The 18271-nt window shown below is 68.9% G+C and carries 13 protein-coding genes; 4 read left to right on the top strand and 9 right to left on the bottom strand.

Translation table 11 applies throughout. The annotated features are described in order from the left end of the window. Positions 1 to 58: 58 nt before the first annotated feature. Positions 59 to 394 carry a hypothetical protein gene (locus NG1_RS18730; RefSeq protein ID WP_062972542.1) on the top strand — a complete coding sequence of 112 codons (336 nt, stop codon included), beginning with the start codon at positions 59 to 61 and terminating at the stop codon, positions 392 to 394. A gap of 6 nt (positions 395 to 400) precedes the next feature. Here the strand turns inward: NG1_RS18730 and NG1_RS18725 are convergent, their stop codons facing one another. Further along, entirely contained in the window at positions 401 to 6568 is a 6168-nt protein-coding gene (locus tag NG1_RS18725; protein WP_062972540.1) for a non-ribosomal peptide synthetase, read from the bottom strand. A 222-nt stretch (positions 6569 to 6790) separates the two neighbouring features. On the opposite strand from NG1_RS18725, the gene NG1_RS18720 reads away from it, so the two are divergent. Continuing rightward, entirely contained in the window at positions 6791 to 6982 is a 192-nt protein-coding gene (locus NG1_RS18720) for a hypothetical protein (RefSeq protein ID WP_157114114.1), read from the top strand. Positions 6983 to 7010: 28 nt separating this feature from the next. On the opposite strand, the gene NG1_RS18715 is transcribed toward NG1_RS18720, so the two are convergent. The 3 genes from NG1_RS18715 to NG1_RS18705 all read right to left on the bottom strand — a co-directional run bounded on the left by NG1_RS18715 (position 7011) and on the right by NG1_RS18705 (position 9512). Continuing rightward, positions 7011 to 7562: an Rv2240c family protein gene (locus NG1_RS18715; RefSeq protein WP_062972536.1), complete on the bottom strand. Its 552-nt coding sequence runs from the start codon at positions 7560 to 7562 to the stop codon at positions 7011 to 7013. A 137-nt stretch (positions 7563 to 7699) separates the two neighbouring features. Then, the gene (locus tag NG1_RS18710) at positions 7700 to 8311 is read right to left on the bottom strand and encodes a DUF305 domain-containing protein (protein WP_062972534.1); all 612 of its coding nucleotides are present in this window, start codon (positions 8309 to 8311) and stop codon (positions 7700 to 7702) included. 625 nt (positions 8312 to 8936) lie between these two features. After that, on the bottom strand, positions 8937 to 9512 hold the full coding sequence (locus NG1_RS18705; protein ID WP_062972532.1) for an AMIN-like domain-containing (lipo)protein: 576 nt from the start codon (positions 9510 to 9512) through the stop codon (positions 8937 to 8939). Between the two features lie 224 nt (positions 9513 to 9736). Here NG1_RS18705 and NG1_RS18700 point away from each other — a divergent pair, with 224 nt between their 5' ends. Further along, complete coding sequence (locus NG1_RS18700; RefSeq protein ID WP_062972530.1) at positions 9737 to 10888, top strand: class I SAM-dependent methyltransferase; 1152 nt, start codon at positions 9737 to 9739, stop codon at positions 10886 to 10888. Positions 10889 to 11021: 133 nt separating this feature from the next. After that, the gene (locus NG1_RS18695) at positions 11022 to 11885 is read left to right on the top strand and encodes a Bax inhibitor-1/YccA family protein (protein ID WP_062972528.1); all 864 of its coding nucleotides are present in this window, start codon (positions 11022 to 11024) and stop codon (positions 11883 to 11885) included. A 57-nt stretch (positions 11886 to 11942) separates the two neighbouring features. On the opposite strand, the gene NG1_RS18690 is transcribed toward NG1_RS18695, so the two are convergent. The 5 genes from NG1_RS18690 to NG1_RS18665 all read right to left on the bottom strand — a co-directional run bounded on the left by NG1_RS18690 (position 11943) and on the right by NG1_RS18665 (position 18077). Beyond that, positions 11943 to 13163: an acetyl-CoA C-acetyltransferase gene (locus tag NG1_RS18690; protein ID WP_062972526.1), complete on the bottom strand. Its 1221-nt coding sequence runs from the start codon at positions 13161 to 13163 to the stop codon at positions 11943 to 11945. A 40-nt stretch (positions 13164 to 13203) separates the two neighbouring features. Then, positions 13204 to 14055, bottom strand: coding sequence for an SGNH/GDSL hydrolase family protein (locus NG1_RS18685; protein WP_084499028.1), 852 nt, complete (start codon positions 14053 to 14055; stop codon positions 13204 to 13206). A 162-nt stretch (positions 14056 to 14217) separates the two neighbouring features. Further along, on the bottom strand, positions 14218 to 15195 hold the full coding sequence (locus NG1_RS18680) for a patatin-like phospholipase family protein (protein ID WP_157114113.1): 978 nt from the start codon (positions 15193 to 15195) through the stop codon (positions 14218 to 14220). 584 nt (positions 15196 to 15779) lie between these two features. After that, positions 15780 to 17099 (bottom strand): PucR family transcriptional regulator, encoded by a 1320-nt coding sequence (locus NG1_RS18670; protein ID WP_062972518.1) that lies wholly within the window; start codon positions 17097 to 17099, stop codon positions 15780 to 15782. 417 nt (positions 17100 to 17516) lie between these two features. After that, positions 17517 to 18077: a hypothetical protein gene (locus tag NG1_RS18665; RefSeq protein ID WP_157114112.1), complete on the bottom strand. Its 561-nt coding sequence runs from the start codon at positions 18075 to 18077 to the stop codon at positions 17517 to 17519. Positions 18078 to 18271: the final 194 nt, after the last annotated feature.

The raw sequence follows: 18271 nt of genomic DNA, 5'->3' as shown, positions 1-18271 counted from the left end.
TCCTCTCCGCATCAGGTACCGGAAGAAACGGCCGGTATCGTGGCGGGAGGAAACACCGGTGACAGCGGACGACGGGCCATGGGAGATCCCTCCGATCGATAACGCTCCGGACATCGCGCGCGACCCCGCGCCCGCGCCCGGCGCGACGATGGCCGACACCAGGAACTGGCCGGGCTACGGGCTGCTGCTGGTCGCGGCGGCGGTGGCGATAGCCGCCGCGGTACTGGCGGGCTGGGGATTCGCCCAGCTATCGGCCGTAGCCGCGATCATCGCGGCCGTCTTCCTGGTGATCGGGGTGGGCCTGATCGTGCTGGAGCAGGTGCGCGCACGAGCGCAGGCCCGCGAGCACACCGAGCAGCCCGCCGAGCGGGCCACCGTCCCGCCGGGGTACTGAGCTTCCTCAATCCCGGGGCAGGAAACCGGACTCGATGAACTCGCGGACGAAGGTGTCCACCACCGTGCGGTCCACCTTCGGGCAGTCCACGCCGGTGCCCGCCAGCGCCGCGCGGGTGTGCTCGTCGGCCCAGTCGAGGTGACCGGCGAGTTCGGCGAAATCGTGACTCAGCAGCGCCGCGCGCACCAGCGAATCGTCGCCGAGCGCGTCACGGCGGCGCGCTTCCCTGACCAGACCCGCGCGCACGGCGTCCTCCGGCATCGTCGCCACCGGCAGCCCGTGGGCGCGCAGACTGGCGAGAATGTCGCCGACCGCGACGGGGGCCCGATTGACCAGGTGAAACACGGTTTCCGGGCGCGGTCGGGCCGAAATCTCCACCACCGCGCCCGCCACATAGCTCACCGGAACCAGTGAGACGGTGGCGTCGCCCACATCGGGCGCCATACCGAGCATCACGGCGGCGCGGACCATGTTCCACAGCGAATCGTCCGGGCTGTTCACCCCGACCTCCGGGCAGCCGCAGATGGTGCCCGGCCGGTAGATGGCGATCGGCAGCCCGCGCTCACCCGCCTGGCGGACCAGTTCCTCGGCAACCCATTTGGACGCCAGATAGCCGTTCCCTGGCACCTGGTCGGCACGCAAGCGGACGCCCTCGGCGACGACCGGAGATTCCGGTGCGGCGCCGACGGCCGCGCCCATCGTGGAGATCAGATGGAACGGTTTCACCCGGCGAGTGGTGGCCAGCCGCAACAACTCCCGGGTGCCCTCCACGTTGGCCTGCCGTAGCCGGGCGTAGGGGTCGACGTGATTGACGCGCGCGCCGTTGTGGTAGATCGCATCGATACTGTCGGCCAGGCAGTCGTAGTCGGCAGGATCCAAGCCGAGGCGCGGTGCGGTGAGATCGCCCGCGACGACGACGATCCGCTCCGCGGCGGTCGTCCCCGAGAGCCGGTAGTGGTTCAGCGCATTCAGGATCCGGTCGATGCCCTCTTCGGCGTCGTCGGCGCGCACCACGCACCACACGCGCGCCTCGGTGCGATCCAGCAGTTCTTGCAGCAGGTGCGCGCCGAGAAAGCCGGTCGCGCCGGTGAGCAGGACCTCCTGCGGCGGCCCGCTGTGCGCGGGTGCGCAGCCCGCGATGCCGATCTCCGGCTCGAGAACGGCGTCGCGTTCCGGCGTCGGCGCGGCGGGCGCGCACTCGCCGGTCAGCCGCGCCGCGAGGCCGCCGACGGTCGGGGCCGCGAGAATCGCCGACATGGGCACGTCGCGCCGCAGCCGGTCCGACAGCCGCTGGTGCAAGGTGAACGCGAGCAGTGACGATCCGCCGAGTTCGAAGAAGTCGTCGCTCACCCCGATCGGGGACACGGCGAGCACATCGGCGAAGACTTCCGCGATCGTGCGCTCCAGGGGGGTGCCGGGGCGCACGCCGGCGCGTGCGGTGAACACCGGCTGGGGCAGCGCGGCGCGGTCGAGTTTCCCGCTGGTGTTCACCGGGAACGTGTCGAGCGCCAGCACCGCCGACGGCACCATGTAACCGGGCAGCACCCGGGCCACCGAGTGACGCACCGCGTCCGGATCGACCGTGGCCCCCGGCGCGGCAACCACGTAGCCGACCAGCCGGTCTCCCGCATCGGAGCCTTTGACCGCCACCGCGGCCCGGCCGACCGCCGGATCGGCCAGCAAGGCCGCTTCGATCTCGCCGAGTTCGATGCGATGGCCGCGGACCTTGACCTGGAAGTCGGTGCGGCCCAAGTAGTCCAGTGTGCCGCCGCGGTTCCAGCGCACCAGGTCGCCGGTCCGGTACATCCGCTCGCCGGGGTGCAGCGGATCGGCGACGAACCGGGTCGCGCTCAGGCCGGGCGCGCCGTGATAGCCGCGGGCCAGCTGAACTCCACCCAGGTAGAGTTCGCCCGCCACGCCCACCGGAACCGGCCGCAGACGGTCGTCCAGTACGTGGCAGCGCGAATTCCATTCCGGCACACCGATGGAAACGCCGGGAGCGGTGCGGTCGGCAGCCGAGACGGCGTGCTGCGTGATGCTCACCGCGGCCTCGGTCGGTCCGTACAGGTTGTGCAAGTCGGCCCGGGCCACGCTCGCGAAAGCCCGTGCGGTCTCCGGAGGCAGCGCTTCACCGATGACGAAGACCGCGCGCAGCGAGGACAGTTCGTCCTCGCTCGCGTGCTGGGCGAAGACGGTGAGCATCGCGGGAACGAAATCGGTGAGCGTCACCCGGTGCTCGGCGATCAGCCGGACCAGCGCCGCCGGATCGCGATGCTCGTCCGGGCCAGCCAGGACCAGCCGCGCGCCCGCGCGCAGCGGCAGGAAGTAGCCCCACAGGGACACGTCGAAGGTCGCGGGCGTCTTGTGCAGATAGACGTCGGTGGCGTCGACGTCGTATTCGGCCTGCATCCAGGCGAGTTGGTGCACGATCGCCCGATGGCCGACCACCACGCCTTTGGGGCGGCCGGTCGAGCCGGAGGTGTAGATGAGGTAGGCGGGCTGGTCGGCGCGCCATGGCGCTCGGCGCTCGGCGTCGGCCACGGGCTCAGGACCGAAGCGGTCGAGGTCCAAGGTGTCGACGTCGTAGGCCTCGGCGGCCGTGAAGCCGTCGGCGGCGGTGGTGAGCACGCATCGCGGCGCCGCCGATTCGAGCACGTAGCGGATGCGCTCGGCGGGATGGCCCGGATCGATCGGCACCCATGCCGCGCCCGCCTCCACGATCGCGTTCAGCGCGACCACCTGCTGGATCGACCGCCGCATCGCCACCGCAACGACGGTCTCCGGACCCACGCCCCGTTCGATCAGCCAGCGCGCCAGGCGGGCGGTCCGCTCGCGCAGTCGCGCGTAGGTGAGGGTCTCGGTTCCGCAGACCACGGCGATCGCGTCCGGGGTCGCCGCGGCCTGCCGCGCCGTCGCGGCGGTGAGCGGCTCTGCCGGGACCTCGTGCTCGGCTCCTGCGCCCCAGGAACGGATGCGCTTGTGCTCGACCGGGTCCATGATGTCGATGTCACCGACGACGGCACCGGGGTCGGCCGCGACCTGGAGCAGGATGCGGATGTAACCGTCGAGGAAACGTTGCACGGTGTGTTCGTCGAACAGGTCGGTGCTGTAACCGAATCGGATGATGATCTCGCCCGGCTCGCCGTCTGCGTCGCGGGTGTCGACCACACCGATGTGCAGGTCGGTCTTCGCCGTGTCGGCGTCCACATCGAGGAACGACACGCTGGGCCCCGACAGCTGCAGGGTGGCCTGCGTGAAATTCTGGAACGCGAAGCCGACCTGGTAGAGCGGGTGTCGCCCGGGCGAGCGGGTCGGATCGACCGCGTCGACCACGTGCTCGAAGGGCACCTCGGAGTGCGCGAAGTTGACCAGATCCCGCTCCCTGGTGCGCCGCAGCAGGGCGGTGAAACTCTCCGCGGGCTCGATCCCGGTCCGGGAGACGGTCGTGTTGACGAACATGCCGACGACGTCGGCGAGCGCGGGCTCGGCCCGGTTCGTCATCGGCACGCCGATCGCGATGTCGGTGCTGCCGGACAGGCGGGACAGCAGCACGGCGAGCGCCGAGCGCATCACCATGAACAGCGTCGCCCGGTGTGCGCGGGCGACGGTGAGCAGGTCGCGGTGCAGGGTCGCGGGCACCGTCCGCTGGGTGGCCGAGCCGCGCAGCGTGGCCACCGGCGGGCGCGGCCGGTCGGCGGGCAGGTCGAGTTCGTCGGGCAGGCCTGCCAGCTCGCCGGTCCAGTACGCCAGTTGCCGCGAGAGCGGCGAATCCGGGTCGTCGCGGGAACCGAGCAGATCCCGCTGCCACAGGGCGTAGTCGGCGTACTGGACGTCCGGCGGCTGCCAGGCCGGAGCGGCGCCCGCGCTCCGGGCGGCGTAGGCCAGGGCCACGTCGCGGGCCAGCGGCGCCAGCGAGGACCCGTCGGCGCAGATGTGGTGCAAGGCGCAGACCAGCACGTACTCGGTGGGAGTGCGCAGCAGCCGGACACGTAGCGGCACCTCGGCCGCTACGTCGAACCCGTGCCGCAGGATCGCGCGTACCCTGCCGGGCACCGCGTTGTCGGACAGTTCCTCGACCGCGAAATCCTCGACCACCCGTTCGGTGTCGAGGATCAACTGTCGCGGTCCGGTTTCGTCGGCGGGGTATCTGGTGCGCAACGACTCGTGCCGTTCGACGGTATCGGCGAACGCCGCGCGCAAGGCGGGCACGTCCAGCTCCGACAGCCGCAGCGCGAAGCCGATGTTGTCCACCGAGGACGTCGTGTCGAACTGGTTGCGCAGCCAGAACCGCAGCTGGGCGGGGGACAGGGGGATGCGTTCCGGCCGGGTTCGCGCACGCAGAACCGGGCGCGCCGTGTCGAATTGCTGCGAGCGGATCGCCTTCGACAAGCCCGCGACGGTGGGATGGTCGAACACCAGTCGCGGCGGAATGCGCAGCCGCCAGATTTCGCTCAACCGCGCGGCGACTTGCGTCGCCAGCAGCGAATTCCCGCCCGCTGCGAAGAAATCGGCGTCGGCGCCGAACCGCTCCCTGCCCAGCACGCGGGCGAGGACCTCGGCGACCGTTTCCTCGCCGAGGTCGGCGGCGGGCCGATAGTCCGGCTCGTCGAGGGCGCGCAGACGCAGTGCGGGCCGATCGGCCTTGCCCGTGGGAGTGCGCGGGATCCGTTCGACGACGGTGATCGTGTTGGGCACCATGTACTTCGGCAGCAGCGCGGCGAGCGCGCCGGCCAGAGCGGTGGGGTCCGGGGCGTGTCCCGGCTCGGGCTGGACGAACGCGGCGAGCGTGGTCTCGCCCACGGCGGTCTTGCGGTCGACGGTCACCGCCAGCCGGACGCCGGGCTGCGTCGACAGGATCGCGTCGATCTCGCCGAGCTCGATGCGGAAGCCACGGACCTTGACCTGGTCGTCGGCCCTTCCGAAATAATCGAGATCACCGGTGGCGGTGCGCCGGACGAGATCGCCGGTGCGGTACATCCGGGAACCGGGCGGTCCGAACGGATCGGCGAGGAACCGTTGCGCGGTCAGATCGGGGCGTCCGTGATATCCCCGCGCCACGCCGGGTCCGGCCACGTACAGCTCGCCGACGACGCCGATGCCGACCGGCCGCAGCCGATGATCGAGCACCTGGCAGCGCGTGCCCGGCACGGCAGATCCGATGGTGACCGGCGTGTCCGGCGACAGCGCCGGGCTGAGTGTCGCCACGATGGTGGATTCGGTAGGGCCGTAGGCATTGTGGAACAGGCGGCCGTCGGTAGCCCAATGCTGCGGCAACATCGGGGGACAGGGCTCACCGCCGACCAGGACCGACCGCAGGGCCGGCAGTCCGGCAGGCTCGATCGTGGCCAGCGCGGACGGGGTGAGGAAGGCATGGGTTATCGCGTGCCGCGCGAGCAGTTCCACCAAGGCGGTGCCGCCGTAGAGGCCGGGCGGGGCGATCACGAGAGTCGCCGCGGAGCAGATCGCGAGCAGCAGCTCCAGAATCGAGGCGTCGAAGCTCGGTGACGCGAAGTGCAGTACCCGCGAGTCTTTGTCCAACCTGTGCCGCGCGGCCAATTCGGTGCACAGCGGGGCGAGCCCCGCATGGGTGACGGCGACGCCTTTCGGGCGTCCGGTAGATCCCGAGGTATAGATCAGGTAGGCCGCGTGGGTGGCTCGAACTCGCGCCGTCCGTTCGAAGTACGCGATCGGGTTCGCGGGGTTCGCCGCTACCCGCGCGATCACTTCCGCGTCGTCCAGCGCGAGCCAGTGCACCTCGGTGGGCAGCGTCGTCGCGAGCCCGGTCCGGGTCAGCCCCAGCGCGGCACCGCTGTCGATCACTTGGAACGTGATGCGCGACAACGGAAGCGCCGGATCGATCGGAACGAAGGCGGCGCCGGTCTTGGCGATCGCCCACACCGCGAGTACCGATTCGAGGGATCGCGGAAGCGCCACCGCCACAGCTGTTTCGGGACCCGCGCCCGCCGAGATCAACGTGCGGGCCAGCTGGGACGAGCGGGCGTCGAGGTCGCGGTAGGTGATCGTGGTGTCGCCGTCCAGAACCGCGACGCCGTCGGGATTGTGCTCCGCCGCGGCGGCCAGCAGGGCGGTGAACGTCGGCGTGGCGGAGTCGGCTGATCTGCGGCGACGGCTGTTCCGAGCGGGTGGACGAGGATTCCGGATACCGCTGGTCATATCTTCGTCCCGTTCCGCGTGGCAGTAACGCGCCAGATGCTATAGCCGTGCGGCGGGATTCTTCACCGATGAGAAGGCGGCTGCACCGGCTTCGCGCGCCGCTCAGGCCGTCCGGTGGCGTGCGCCGCAACGCGGTCCGGCACCACCTCGTCGGCTTCGGTTCGGCGTCTTGGCCTGTTCGGACGGAGCGGGGTGGGCCGCCGCCGCGCGCGGTGGGAGCGGATGGAAGTCCCGCTCGGCGTGAGGGTGATCGACGCGCCGGACTGGCCGGGCCGCGCCGGACTGGCCGGGCCGCGTCGGATCGGCTGGGCCGCGTCGGATCGGCTGGGCCGCGTCGGATCGGCTGGGCCGCGTCGGATCGGCTGGGCCGCGCCGGATCGGCTGGGCCGCGCCGGACTGGCTGGGTCGCGCTGAGCCTGGTGTCGCCCGGAAGCGTTGCCCGTCAGCGGGTGCCGTGCCCCTGACAGGCGGTCAGCGCGGTGTTCTTGGTGGCGTTGAACCGGTCGATCACCGCGTTCAGAGTGTCGGTGTCGGCGCGACGGGCCAGCGTGTCGGCCAGGGCGTTCGTGTCGTCGCGGTAGGCGCGCAGCGGGTCGGCGACCACGGACGGCACCTCTCTGGTCACCTTCTGGTCGACCGAGCGCGCGTTGTTGCGCAGCGTCGACACCGCGGTGTCGGCTTTGCCGTTCGTATCGGGATCGCCGCGGCCTTTCGCGTTGCTGGCATCGATGTAATCGTTGAATGCCCGTACCGAGCTGCCGTTCGCGGCCAGGAAGGCGTCGCACGCCGATCCGGTCGCGCGTTCGACGGCCGCTGCTTTGGACGAGGAGGCGGCGGCCGAGGAGGAAGTGACCTCCGAGGCGTACGCGGCCAGGTCGGTCCGGTTGACCTCCGCCGTGCCGGAAACTTGCTGTGCGCAGGCGCCGATGAGCAGCACGCCGGCCGTGGTGGCCACCGCGGCGGCCAGCAGGCCCGCGCGTTCGAGTCGTCGCATGGTCGGTCCCCTTACTCCCCTCGAAAGTCCGGCCGGGACAGCAGGCACGCCGGACATTCCGACCGTACGTCGCGCGGGCGGGACACGCCCGGCCGCGCCGATATCGATGGCCAACCGATATCGGCGCGGGGTGGGGTTCAGCGCTGGCCGAGCATGGTGCGCATCTGCTCGATCTCGGTCCGCTGAGCGGCGATGATCGTCTCGGCGAGCGCCTTCGCGTCGGCATTGCGGCCTTCGGCCAGTTCCGTTTCGGACATGGTGATCGCGCCCGCGTGGTGCTCGATCATCATGGTCAGCCACTGACGGTCGAAGTCCGGACCGGAGGCCGCCTGCAGCGCGGTCATCTGCTCGGCCGACATCATGCCGGGCATCCCGTGGCCGCCGTGCCCTTCGTTCGCGGTGGGAGCCGGCTTGCCGAAGCTTTGCAGGAGGGCGGTGATCTGCTGCATCTCCGGCGCTTGAGCTTGCTCGATCTGCGTGGCGAGCGTCCGCAACTGCGGGTTGTCGGTGTGGCTCGGCACCAGCCGCGCCATCTCCACGGCTTGGGCGTGATGCGGATACATCATCTGCAGAAACATCACGTCGGCGTCGTCGGACTCCGCGCGTGCGGGCGCGCTCGTGACGGCCGAGGCGGTTGTCGAGGTGCCGTGCTCGGTGGTGTGCCCGGTGTCGGCGTCGCCGCATCCGGTGAGGCTCACCGCTGCGATCGCGACGAGGGCGAGGATCGAGCGGGTGCGAGTGATCAACATGGGTTGCTCCTTGCGAGGTGCGAAGTCTGAGGGACGGAGTGGACAACGCCGCGACCGTGGTTCGGACACACGGCCGCGGAGGACCTGTCAGATCCGCAGAATCGCCAGTTCGGCCAAGGTGAGCACGGTCCATGGCGGCGGTCGTTCCCGCCGCGCCCGCCAGTGCCGCGGCCGCGCCGCCGCCGGGACGATCGACAGCCATCCGGTAGAGCAGGACCAACGCGGCCAGCGCGCTCAGGCCGGTCAGGATGAACACACAGCTGTGCAGCGCGCTGTGCGCGCCGTCGCACCCGCCGCCCGCGCAGTGCGGGAGCGTTACCCGTTCGCGGCTGTCGGATGTCGCGTGGCTCGACCGGGCTACATCGTGACCGGAGATATCGCGGATTGCGGCATGTCGTCCGAGGCCGTCGGCCGGTGCTCCGGAAGCGAGCGCCGGCGCGGCGTGCGCACCGGCGGCGTGGACGTGGCCCGAGGACCCGAAGACCGCCGAATGCATGACGACCACCCCGGCGAGCAGTGCGAGCATCCCCAGCAGCCGGGCGGGCCCGGTGGCATCGAGTATGCGGCGTTCGACCACGAGCGCCCAGTCTACCCCTGCTCGGATACCCGTTGGTGGTACCCGTATCTAGGAGTGCGCGATGTCCACGACGAGCCGGGTCGGGTTGGAGAGCGCGGTGACGGTGAACGGGGGCCGGTCGGCCTGTATGCCGATGAACGATTGGGTCACGCCCTCGAACACGGTCGTCCGGTAGACGCCCGCGATGCCGGGGACCTCCGGGTTCACGGCGGGGTCGGGACCCTCGTACGGCGTCACGCCGCTGTCGAACGGGTAGGCCGACCCGAGAATGCGCACTTCCAGGATCGACCGGCCCGCGACGTCCACCGGATTGCCGCTGCCGTCCTGCACGGCACGGTCGGTGTACCGGACGAGCCAGCCGGGCGTGCCGACCCCGCCGAGGTCGTAGACCACGCGATCGAAGCCGGGCTGACGCCCCAGGCGAACGTCGGTCACCGTGAGCGCGGCGTCGCCGGAGGGCTTGCCCTGCTTCGGCGCGGTGTCCCCCGGCACAGGGGCCTGCGCGACCGCGGCGGGCGTCGCGGTGCTGGAGGCGACCGGGAGGTCCGGTTGCGAGTCGCCGTCACCGCAGCCCGCGAGCAGTGCCGTCGCGACCGCGACCATGAGCACCATCCTGTTGCGCATGGCCCGATGCTACTCAGCGAAACGCGCCGGATGGCGTAACCGGAGGGCGTTGCGGCTGATTCGCCTGTGGTCGGGCGCGGCGTGCCGGCGATCGGGAACGCGGTGTCTGCCGAACCGCTTGTCCCGCAGCGGTTCAGTGCGCGAGCCGCGCTGCGGAGAAGGCCGCGAGAACGATTGGGCGGGGTGGGCGCGACTGTTCGGCAACGATCTAGCACACTTGAGGTGTGGGAGATGTCGAGGACGTACTGAGCCGGCTGCGGCGGTATCCGGACGTGGAGGCACTGAACCTCTACGCCGTCGACGCCGCCGATCGGCTGATCCTCGACGTCGCGGCCGATGCCCTGGCGACTGCGGATAGCGGGAAGGTAGCCGTTATCGGTGACGCCTACGGTGCGCTGACTCTCGGCGCCATCGCGGGGCACGATCTGCGCGACGTCCGGGTGCATCAGGATCTGCTCACCGGTGAACTCGCCCTTGCCAACAACGCCCGTGCGGCGGGTCTGTCGGATCGCTACACGGCGCACCCGCTCGGCCCCGGGTTGCTGCGTGATGCCAGGGTGGTGCTGCTTCGCCTGCCCCGGGTGCTGGCCGGGCTGGCCGAGGTCGCCGATGCCATCGCGCGTTACGCGGATCCGGCGGTCGAGGTGTTCGCGGGCGGGCGGGACAAGTATCTGACCAAGTCGATGAACGACGTTCTGGCGCAATCGTTCTCCGAGGTGCGTGCCAGCCGTGGCAGGCAGAAGTCGCGAACGCTGCTGGTGACCGGCCCCAAACCCGTGGCGGATCGGCCGTTTCCGGTGCGCGATCGGCTTGACGAACTCGGTCTCGATGTGGTCGCGCACGGCGCGGCCTTCTCCGGGGCGCGCCTGGACATCGGCACCAGATTCCTGCTCGAGCACCTGAAACTGATGAAGCCGGACGCCCGCGACGCCATCGATCTGGGCTGTGGCACCGGCATCCTGGCCGTCGCGCTGGCCACGGCGCGGCCGGGCATCAAAGTGACCGCCACGGATCAATCCGCGGCCGCCGTCGCCTCGGCGCGGGCGACCGCCGAGGCGAACGGCGTCGCCGACCGGGTGTGCGCCGTGCGTGACGACGCCATGTCCGCCGCCGCGGACAACAGCGCCGACCTCGTGCTGTGCAATCCGCCGTTCCATGTCGGCGCGGCCGTGCACACCGGATCGGCGATCAAGATGTTCGCCGAGACCGGGCGGGTGCTGCGCCCGGGCGGGGAGCTGTGGACGGTGTACAACTCGCATCTGAACTATCGGGCCGTGGTCGAACGGATGGTGGGCCGGACCGAAGTGGTCGGCCGCAACCGGAAGTTCACCGTGACTCGCTCGGTGCGTGGCCTGCACGACTCACGGCAGCGGTAGAGTCCGAATTGTCCGTCTCGGCGAGACTCTCCGGGAACTCGCGACGGATGACAAACGTTGGACAGGGCAGTTGGATATCGAGTGAACGAACTCGATGAACAGCGGCAACGACTCCAGAAAGGGACGCCGTTCAATGCGTACCACGAGCAATCCGGTTTTCAGGAACCTGCCAAGGCAGGAGGGCGGTGGATACGCCAGCTTCGGTTCGGGCGTGACCTCCGCGGGACAGTTCGGCAACCAGTACGGCCGGTATCCGCAGCAGTACGGCGAGCACCCGCAGCCCTATCAGCAGGCTCCGGCCACCACCCGGTCGATGACCATCGACGATGTGGTGACGAAGACGGGTATCACCCTCGCGGTGCTCGCCCTGTCCGCCATCGTCTCCTACGGCCTCACCAACGCGAACACCTCGCTCGCGCCGTTGTTCGTGATCGTCGGCGGCTTGGTCGGCCTGGTGCTGGTGCTGGTGGCGACCTTCGCGAACAAGATGGACAACCCCGTCCTCGTGTTGTCCTACGCCGTCGCCGAGGGCCTGTTCCTCGGTGCGCTGTCGTTCATGTTCACCAATGTCGAGTTCGGCGGGGTCGGCGGCAGCGCGCTGATCGGTCAGGCGGTGCTCGGCACGTTCGGTGTCTTCGCGGGCATGCTGGTGGTCTACAAGACCGGCGCCATCCGGGTGACGCCCCGCTTCACCAGGATCATCGTCGGCGCCATGATCGGCATCCTGGTGCTGATGCTGGGCAACCTGGTCGCGAGCTTCTTCATCGACGGCGGCCTCGGCCTGCGCGACGGCGGCCCGCTGGCCATCGTGTTCAGCCTGGTGGTCATCGCCATCGCCGCGTTCAGCTTCCTGCTCGACTTCGACGCCGCCGATCAGCTGATCCGCGCGCAGGCTCCGGAGCGGGCGGCCTGGGGCGTGGCCCTCGGCCTCACCGTCACCCTGGTCTGGCTGTACGTCGAGATCCTGCGACTGCTGAGCTACTTCCAGAACGACTAGCCGTGCAGCGGAAGGGCGGTCACCGGAGTTCCGGTGACCGCCCTTCTCGTATCCGGGTCAGCTCAGGCGCTCGATGACCATCGCCATGCCCTGACCGCCGCCGACGCACATCGTCTCCAGACCGAACTGCTTGTCGTGGGTCTGCAGGTTGTTGATCAGCGTGGTGGTGATCCGGGCGCCGGTCATGCCGAACGGGTGGCCCAGCGCGATCGCGCCGCCGGAGACGTTCAGCTTGTCCTCGTCGATCTTCAGCTCCCGGGCCGAGCCGAGCACCTGCACCGCGAACGCCTCGTTGATCTCGACCAGGTCGATGTCGTCGATGGTCTTGCCCGCCAGCGCCAGCGCGCGCTTACAGGCCTCGATCGGGCCCAGGCCCATGATCTCCGGCGACAGACCCGACACGCCGGTGGACACGATCCGCGCCAGCGGCGTCAAACCGAGTTCCTCGGCCTTGGTGTCGCTCATGACGACCAGCGCGGCGGCGCCGTCGTTGAGTGGGCAGCAGTTGCCCGCGGTGATGGTGCCGTCCGGACGGAACACCGGCTTCAGCCCGGAGACCGCCTCGTAGGTGACGCCCGCGCGCGGGCCGTCGTCGGTGCTGACCACGGTGCCGTCCGGCAGCGTCACCGGGGTGATCTCGCGGGCGAAGAAGCCGTTCTTGATGGCCTCCTCGGCGCGGTTCTGCGAGCGCACGCCCCAGCGGTCCTGGTCCTCGCGGGTGATGCCGGTGGAGGTCGCCACGTTCTCGGCGGTCTGGCCCATCGCGATGTAGACGTCGGGGATCAGGCCGTCCTCGCGCGGGTCGTGCCAGATGCCCGCGCCGCCCTCCGCGGTCTTCGCGGTGCGCGCCTGCGCCTCGGCGAACAGCGGGTTCTGTGTGTTCGGCCAGCTGTCGGCCGAACCGTTCACATACCGCGACACGGTCTCCACACCGGCGGAGATGAACACATCACCCTCGCCCGCCTTGATCGCGTGGAACGCCATCCGGGTGGACTGCAGCGACGAAGCGCAGTAGCGGTGCACCGTGGTGCCGGGCACGAAGTCGTAGCCGAGCTGCACGGCGACGACGCGGGCGAGGTTGAAGCCCTGCTCACCGGCCGGCGAGCCGCAGCCCAGGATCAGGTCGTCGATCTGGGCGGGGTCCAGGGCAGGCACCTTGTCGAGCGCTGCCCGCACAATCTGCGTGGTCAGATCGTCGGGCCGCAGGTCGACCAGCGAACCCTTGCGGGCACGGCCGATCGGGGAGCGTGCGGTCGAAACGATGACGGCCTCGGGCATGAGGACTCCTTGGGTCGGACGGTTCTGGCGAACCCTTTTGTTACTCGTGGGTTCTTACCGAATCTACGTCCCGTCGCCGAGTACCGGAAGCACGCGTCCCGCCCAGCGCGTCCAGCAGCACCGGCAGCAATTTCGCCGCGGCCAGTTCGTAGCCCGCGGCCGAGGGGTGGAATCCGTCGGCGGCGAACAGGAGCTCGGGCGCGGCGCGGAACTCGGGCGCGAGCAGGTAGCCCATCCGCACCGGGTGCCCGCCCGCCACCGTCGTCGCCACGTGCTGCGCCTTGGCCAGCCGCGTGCTCCAGTTCTGCACGACGGTGCGCAGCGGCTGCGGGATGGCGGTCACGATGCCCAGGTTCGGGCAGGTGCCGACCACCACCACCGCGTCGGCGCGGCGCAACCGGGCGACCGCCGCGGCGAGTCTGCGCGCGGAGGCCCGGATCGAGTGCTTCTTGGTCACGTCGTTGGCGCCGACGAGGATGACCGCCGCATCCGGCGGTGGGCCCGCGACGAACATCGCGTCCACCTGACCGGCCAAGCCCTTGGAGGTGGCCCCGGAGATCGCTTTGGTGCTCAGACGGATCCGCCGCCCGGTCGCCTCGGCGAGTCCGCGGGCCAGGCGAACGCCGGGCACCTCGTCGGCCACCGTGCAGCCGAGCCCCGCCGCGGTGGAGTCGCCGAAGATCATCAGATGCAGGTCGGCGTGCTTGCCCGGCCGCCACGGCTCGGGCTCCGCGCAGCCCGCGGTATAGATGCCGTCGGCTTCCGGCGGCTTGGAGGTGTCCCGGCCGATCATGCCGCGCGCGACGCCCGCCTGCGCCATGAGCAGGCGATAGGTCGCCCACCACGCCGTTCCCGCACCGGAGCCGGCGAGCACGGCCGCGGCCCCGGTCATCGCCGCGGTGCGCCAGCGGAACTGAGGTGCGCTCACGCCGGGAATTTTACGAAATCTCGCCGCCCACTCGGGTCTGAGCGCGTCCGAGGCTCTTGTGCGCCGAGCTGGGCGCGATGGCCGCACGCCCCATCGGTCTTGCCCGGTCGGCATGAAGGATGTGCCCTATGCGTTCGAGTGAGTGCTGTCAGAGGAGAACGGTGCTTCCTTCGTCAGACCGAGAACATGTGGGTCGACGATGGCGAGAAGCTGGTCGACGGTCCGCGACTGGATCCATGTCGCCGCGATCTCGTAGCCCCGGTCGAAGAGTTCGCCGGATCGATGCGCAGGTTCCTTGAGGGCGGCGCCGTACGGTTGGTTGGCGAAAATGGTCGACTCGTGCAGGGGCCTGTGCCGGAAGGGGCGTGGACGACGGGGGATCATCGGTAACGATGGGTGGAGGAGGGGAAAAATCAGTCCGCCGCGGCTGTCGTATGGCTGCGGCCCGTACAAGTCCAAGATCAAGGCAGGGTGTGGCGAGAAGATTTCGTGCGGGACGCGGTACTGGCAGCCGCCGTCGAAAATTTCGTCGAGCCCCGCTGCTGCCGGCAGAGCTCCAGGTATGCGGGTTGCCGCGACGATGGCGTCGGCGACGGGAAGGTCGGAAAGTCCGAGCTTCGGAAGGTCGCGCGGCAGGAGCAGCGTGCCGTGCTTTGCGGAGTAGACCGGAATGATCAGCGAGGATGTCACTCCGGATGGTTGCTTTTCGCGCACTTCCGCGGTGAGGGCGAAGTCGGCGAACGTTCGATCGCCGACGAGGGCGTGGGCGAGATCGCGAACGCGGGCATCGGGATACAGTGTCCGTCGGGACAGCAGAGCACGAAAGTTCCTCTGGCCTAGCACGTGCTCCTGGGAATGATCTACCGCGAACTGGCGTGTCTCGTCACGCGTCATCCGCATGGCAACCGCTGCGGCTCCGATTGCACCACCGCTCACACCGAGCACAATCGGCTGCAGTTGGGCGGCGGGCATCCCGCTGTGACCGAGTTCTGCTCTCCGAGCGGTCATGGCATCCATCGCGCCGCTGGTCATTCCCACCATCAGCGCAAGGCTGCGTCCCGTCACTCCGGCAAGAATGCGGACGACTGGTTGTTCCTGGATCAAGATCTTCCTCTCCTGCCCAGCGCATGCGGCGAAGCGACGCGTGGATCTTCCGTTTACTAGTGTTCGGTGAGAGCTGAGATCTGCTCATGCCGCTCACGGGTCCCAAGGGTGGAAGCGTGACAACGCACGGTTCACGCCGTGCATGTGTGCAACTCGACCGCGTGTACGACCGCGTCAGGGTGGCGCTCCGATAGCGGCCAGGGTCGGGAAGTTCGATCTGAACGCCCATCGCAGGCGGCCCCTGATACATTCCGCGGGCCGCCACGGAGGCCCGACCGTCCCGCTGGCCGCCGCGCCGAGCACGCCTCCGATGGTGCGTCCGGTGGTCGTTCCGGCCACGTGACCGGTTACCCCGCCGATGGTGCCGCCGTTCGATGACCTGGCCTGATAGTTGGCTTCCTGCATCGCCGTGAGTGGGTCAACAGCAACGACGTAGTGGCGGACCTTCCCGCTCGCCGCGTTCTCGCGGCTTGAACAGGATCATTCCGGCACGGCGGAAAGAGCGGTCGAGGTGTCGGCATTGTGGGAATGCAGACGTTTTCGTGGTCGGACAGGGGGCCCGCCGATCCGAACGAACGGAAATGTCAGGTGGGCCGCCGCAGGACCCTCGCACCGAGGAGACGGCAGATCTGGAGGGCCAATGCGATATCGAGTTTGTCGTGCGGGACAGTGCCGCTGCGCGTGGCCTCGATGGCTTTGGTGACGCGGTATTTGACGGTGTTGCGGTGCAGAGTGAGGCTCTCGGCGGTGTGCACATGGCTTTCGCTGGTTGCGTAGTAGGTGCTGAGTGTGCGGCGCAAGATTGCTGCTTGGTCGGTGTCATCAGCGAGTTCACCCAAGACCTCGCGGACCCAGGCTCTGGCGGCGTCCAGATCCTTGGCCAGCAGGGAGGTCACGGCGACGCCCGGGTCCCCGAAGCCGACGACTGGCGGAGGAGACGGGGTGCCGGGCACGGTCGCGACGAAATAGGCGGCGCGGGCCTGCTGATGTGAGCGACGGAATCCGTCGAGGCCCTCGCCGGGCAGTCCGACGGCCAGCTGCGTATCGTCGGCGATATGCACCCTCGAGCGCAGCTCGGTTGTGTTGGTAATCGGTTCGCGCGAGCCGAACGGCAGCCAGGCCCATGCGGTGTGCCGATCGATGGCTGTGACCAGCGGAGGGCTGTCGGTGTGCAGGCCACGGGCGATCGCGCGCGCCTGGGTGTCCAGTAGATTCAGTGTGTTCGGCTGTTCGGGGCCGGGGCGCCACAGGATGACCGCAAGGTGGGTTCGGCTCAGTCGATAGCCGGTCTCGGCTTCGAAGGCGGCGGTGTCCGGTGTGTCCGTGGCGAGCACGGCGTGCACGGTGGAGGATCGCACGCTCCCGCGGAAACTCGACCACCGGCTACGCTCGGCCTCGTAGGCATCGAAGACATAGAGCGTGATCCACTCGATATAGCTGTAGATGATTTCCGTGAGCCGTTTGACTACGGCCAATGCCAGCGGTGCGGACACGGCGCGTCGATCGATCTCGTCGTAGTAGATGCGCAGCATCTCGTTCTGCCCCATATGGTAGGCACGTACCAGAGAATTGGATGGCACCTCGCGCTGAGCCAGTCGCCGCGCGTATTCGACGGCCGCGGTGGTGGGTTGCAGATGGTCGACGGGTATGTCGTTGGCCAGAACATGGATGACGGTGGAGACATTGCCGTGCACACTGGCTTCGAGGGTTTCCGCCAGTTGCGGATCGTCGGCCAGATTAGCTATTTCGCGGGCCATCAGGGCACTCATGCGCTCAGTGATCTCGAGTTCGCGCGCCTTCAATGTTCGTGCGATATCCGCGAGGATGGCGACCACGTTGGCATCGGCCATGGCCGGTATACGGGATGGCCGTCGCTGATCGGGCCGGATGGGGGAGATCGTCATTGGTAAACCTTCCGCGGGAGGTGTCCGCGATGCGGTGCCCTCGGATATCGCAGTGCCGACTCGGCGGCTTCCCAACCGCACGAGTCGCGCCCCCGGCATGGTCGAGCAGGTGGGCGGATTCGATCCTTGGCCACCGCCCCCGCAACCGCAACCGGTACCGATGGAGACCGACTTCGCACCGTATAGATGCCCTGGGCACCGGTGAGAAATTGGTCGGCCACCGGCCTGTCGGCAGACGACATATCGAAGCACCTCGGCCATATCCTCGATCACTTTCCATCTGGCGTGGCCCATGAGGTTACTGAGCGGACGGCGGGCCGGAAACGGTCCTGCAGGCCATACTTTCAACCGAGTGTTGTGCGCCGTGCACAATCCCAGACGAGCACGGTGGTCCTCCCGAGGTTCCGGCGCCGGTGATCAACACGCCGATGCCTCCCTCTCGTCACAGCAGCCCTCCAACAGATATCGCTCGCTCACCACCGCGACCGGGAGGCCACCCACGTCCAGCCGAGCGGTGATGTCGAACAAAGGGCTGCCCTGCTGGTTGCCAGGTGCCGGTGCGCGTACCACGCTGAGCGTGTTCCGCTTGGGATGCAGCGAAGCCAGCAGCAATCCGAGCGGGGTGTCGCTGTCCCGGAGCGCCCGGGCAATGCAGTAGGGCAACCGGCCGAGGGCTACAGCTGCCGTTGCCTCGGAAAGCACACGCTTACGCTTGTCCAGCAAACGTATCGTCCGTCGTTGCACCGGCTCAGGCCGCCACAGATCGAGATCGGCGAACTCGGTGGGCAAAAGCCGGTCATCGTGCCTGTCCACCACATCCAGCGATACCGGCCCACCGATCCAGGCCGCGAGCGTCCGGGTCGCGCTATCGCTGTCCCTCAGCAGCCTGATCAGCCGCTCATAATCCGGAAAGGCGGCCGGAGCCGTCAGCACCACATGTTCGGCAGAAACAGGAGCTGAAGAGTCGTTGATCAACATGTGCACTCCATGACAGGAACCTCGATTGACACGCCCGGCGAAGCGCCGTATTCCTGTGCGACTTTGCACCTTTGTAAGACTGGTCTCGGCAGCGTGCCGCCAAATGAAGTCAATCGTTTCAGCCATATTATCGATCACTTTCCACCCGGCGTGATCCATGAGGTTACTGAGCGGGCAACGGTCCGGAAACGGTC

The sequence above is a fragment of the Nocardia gamkensis NBRC 108242 genome, assembly GCF_001612985.1.
GTDB lineage: Bacteria > Actinomycetota > Actinomycetes > Mycobacteriales > Mycobacteriaceae > Nocardia > Nocardia gamkensis.
This window is presented reverse-complemented; position numbering and strand designations above follow the sequence as displayed.

Excerpts from the sequence above, each read along its gene's own strand:
- NG1_RS18710 (WP_062972534.1), bottom strand. The coding sequence starts at position 8,311 with ATGTTGATCACTCGCACCCGCTCGATCCTCGCCCTCGTCGCGATCGCA.
- NG1_RS18685 (WP_084499028.1), bottom strand. The coding sequence starts at position 14,055 with ATGACCGGGGCCGCGGCCGTGCTCGCCGGCTCCGGTGCGGGAACGGCG.
- NG1_RS18695 (WP_062972528.1), top strand. The coding sequence starts at position 11,022 with ATGCGTACCACGAGCAATCCGGTTTTCAGGAACCTGCCAAGGCAGGAG.
- NG1_RS18690 (WP_062972526.1), bottom strand. The coding sequence starts at position 13,163 with ATGCCCGAGGCCGTCATCGTTTCGACCGCACGCTCCCCGATCGGCCGT.
- NG1_RS18705 (WP_062972532.1), bottom strand. The coding sequence starts at position 9,512 with ATGCGCAACAGGATGGTGCTCATGGTCGCGGTCGCGACGGCACTGCTC.
- NG1_RS18670 (WP_062972518.1), bottom strand. The coding sequence starts at position 17,099 with ATGACGATCTCCCCCATCCGGCCCGATCAGCGACGGCCATCCCGTATA.
- NG1_RS18720 (WP_157114114.1), top strand. The coding sequence starts at position 6,791 with ATGGAAGTCCCGCTCGGCGTGAGGGTGATCGACGCGCCGGACTGGCCG.
- NG1_RS18725 (WP_062972540.1), bottom strand. The coding sequence starts at position 6,568 with ATGACCAGCGGTATCCGGAATCCTCGTCCACCCGCTCGGAACAGCCGT.
- NG1_RS18665 (WP_157114112.1), bottom strand. The coding sequence starts at position 18,077 with ATGTTGATCAACGACTCTTCAGCTCCTGTTTCTGCCGAACATGTGGTG.
- NG1_RS18715 (WP_062972536.1), bottom strand. The coding sequence starts at position 7,562 with ATGCGACGACTCGAACGCGCGGGCCTGCTGGCCGCCGCGGTGGCCACC.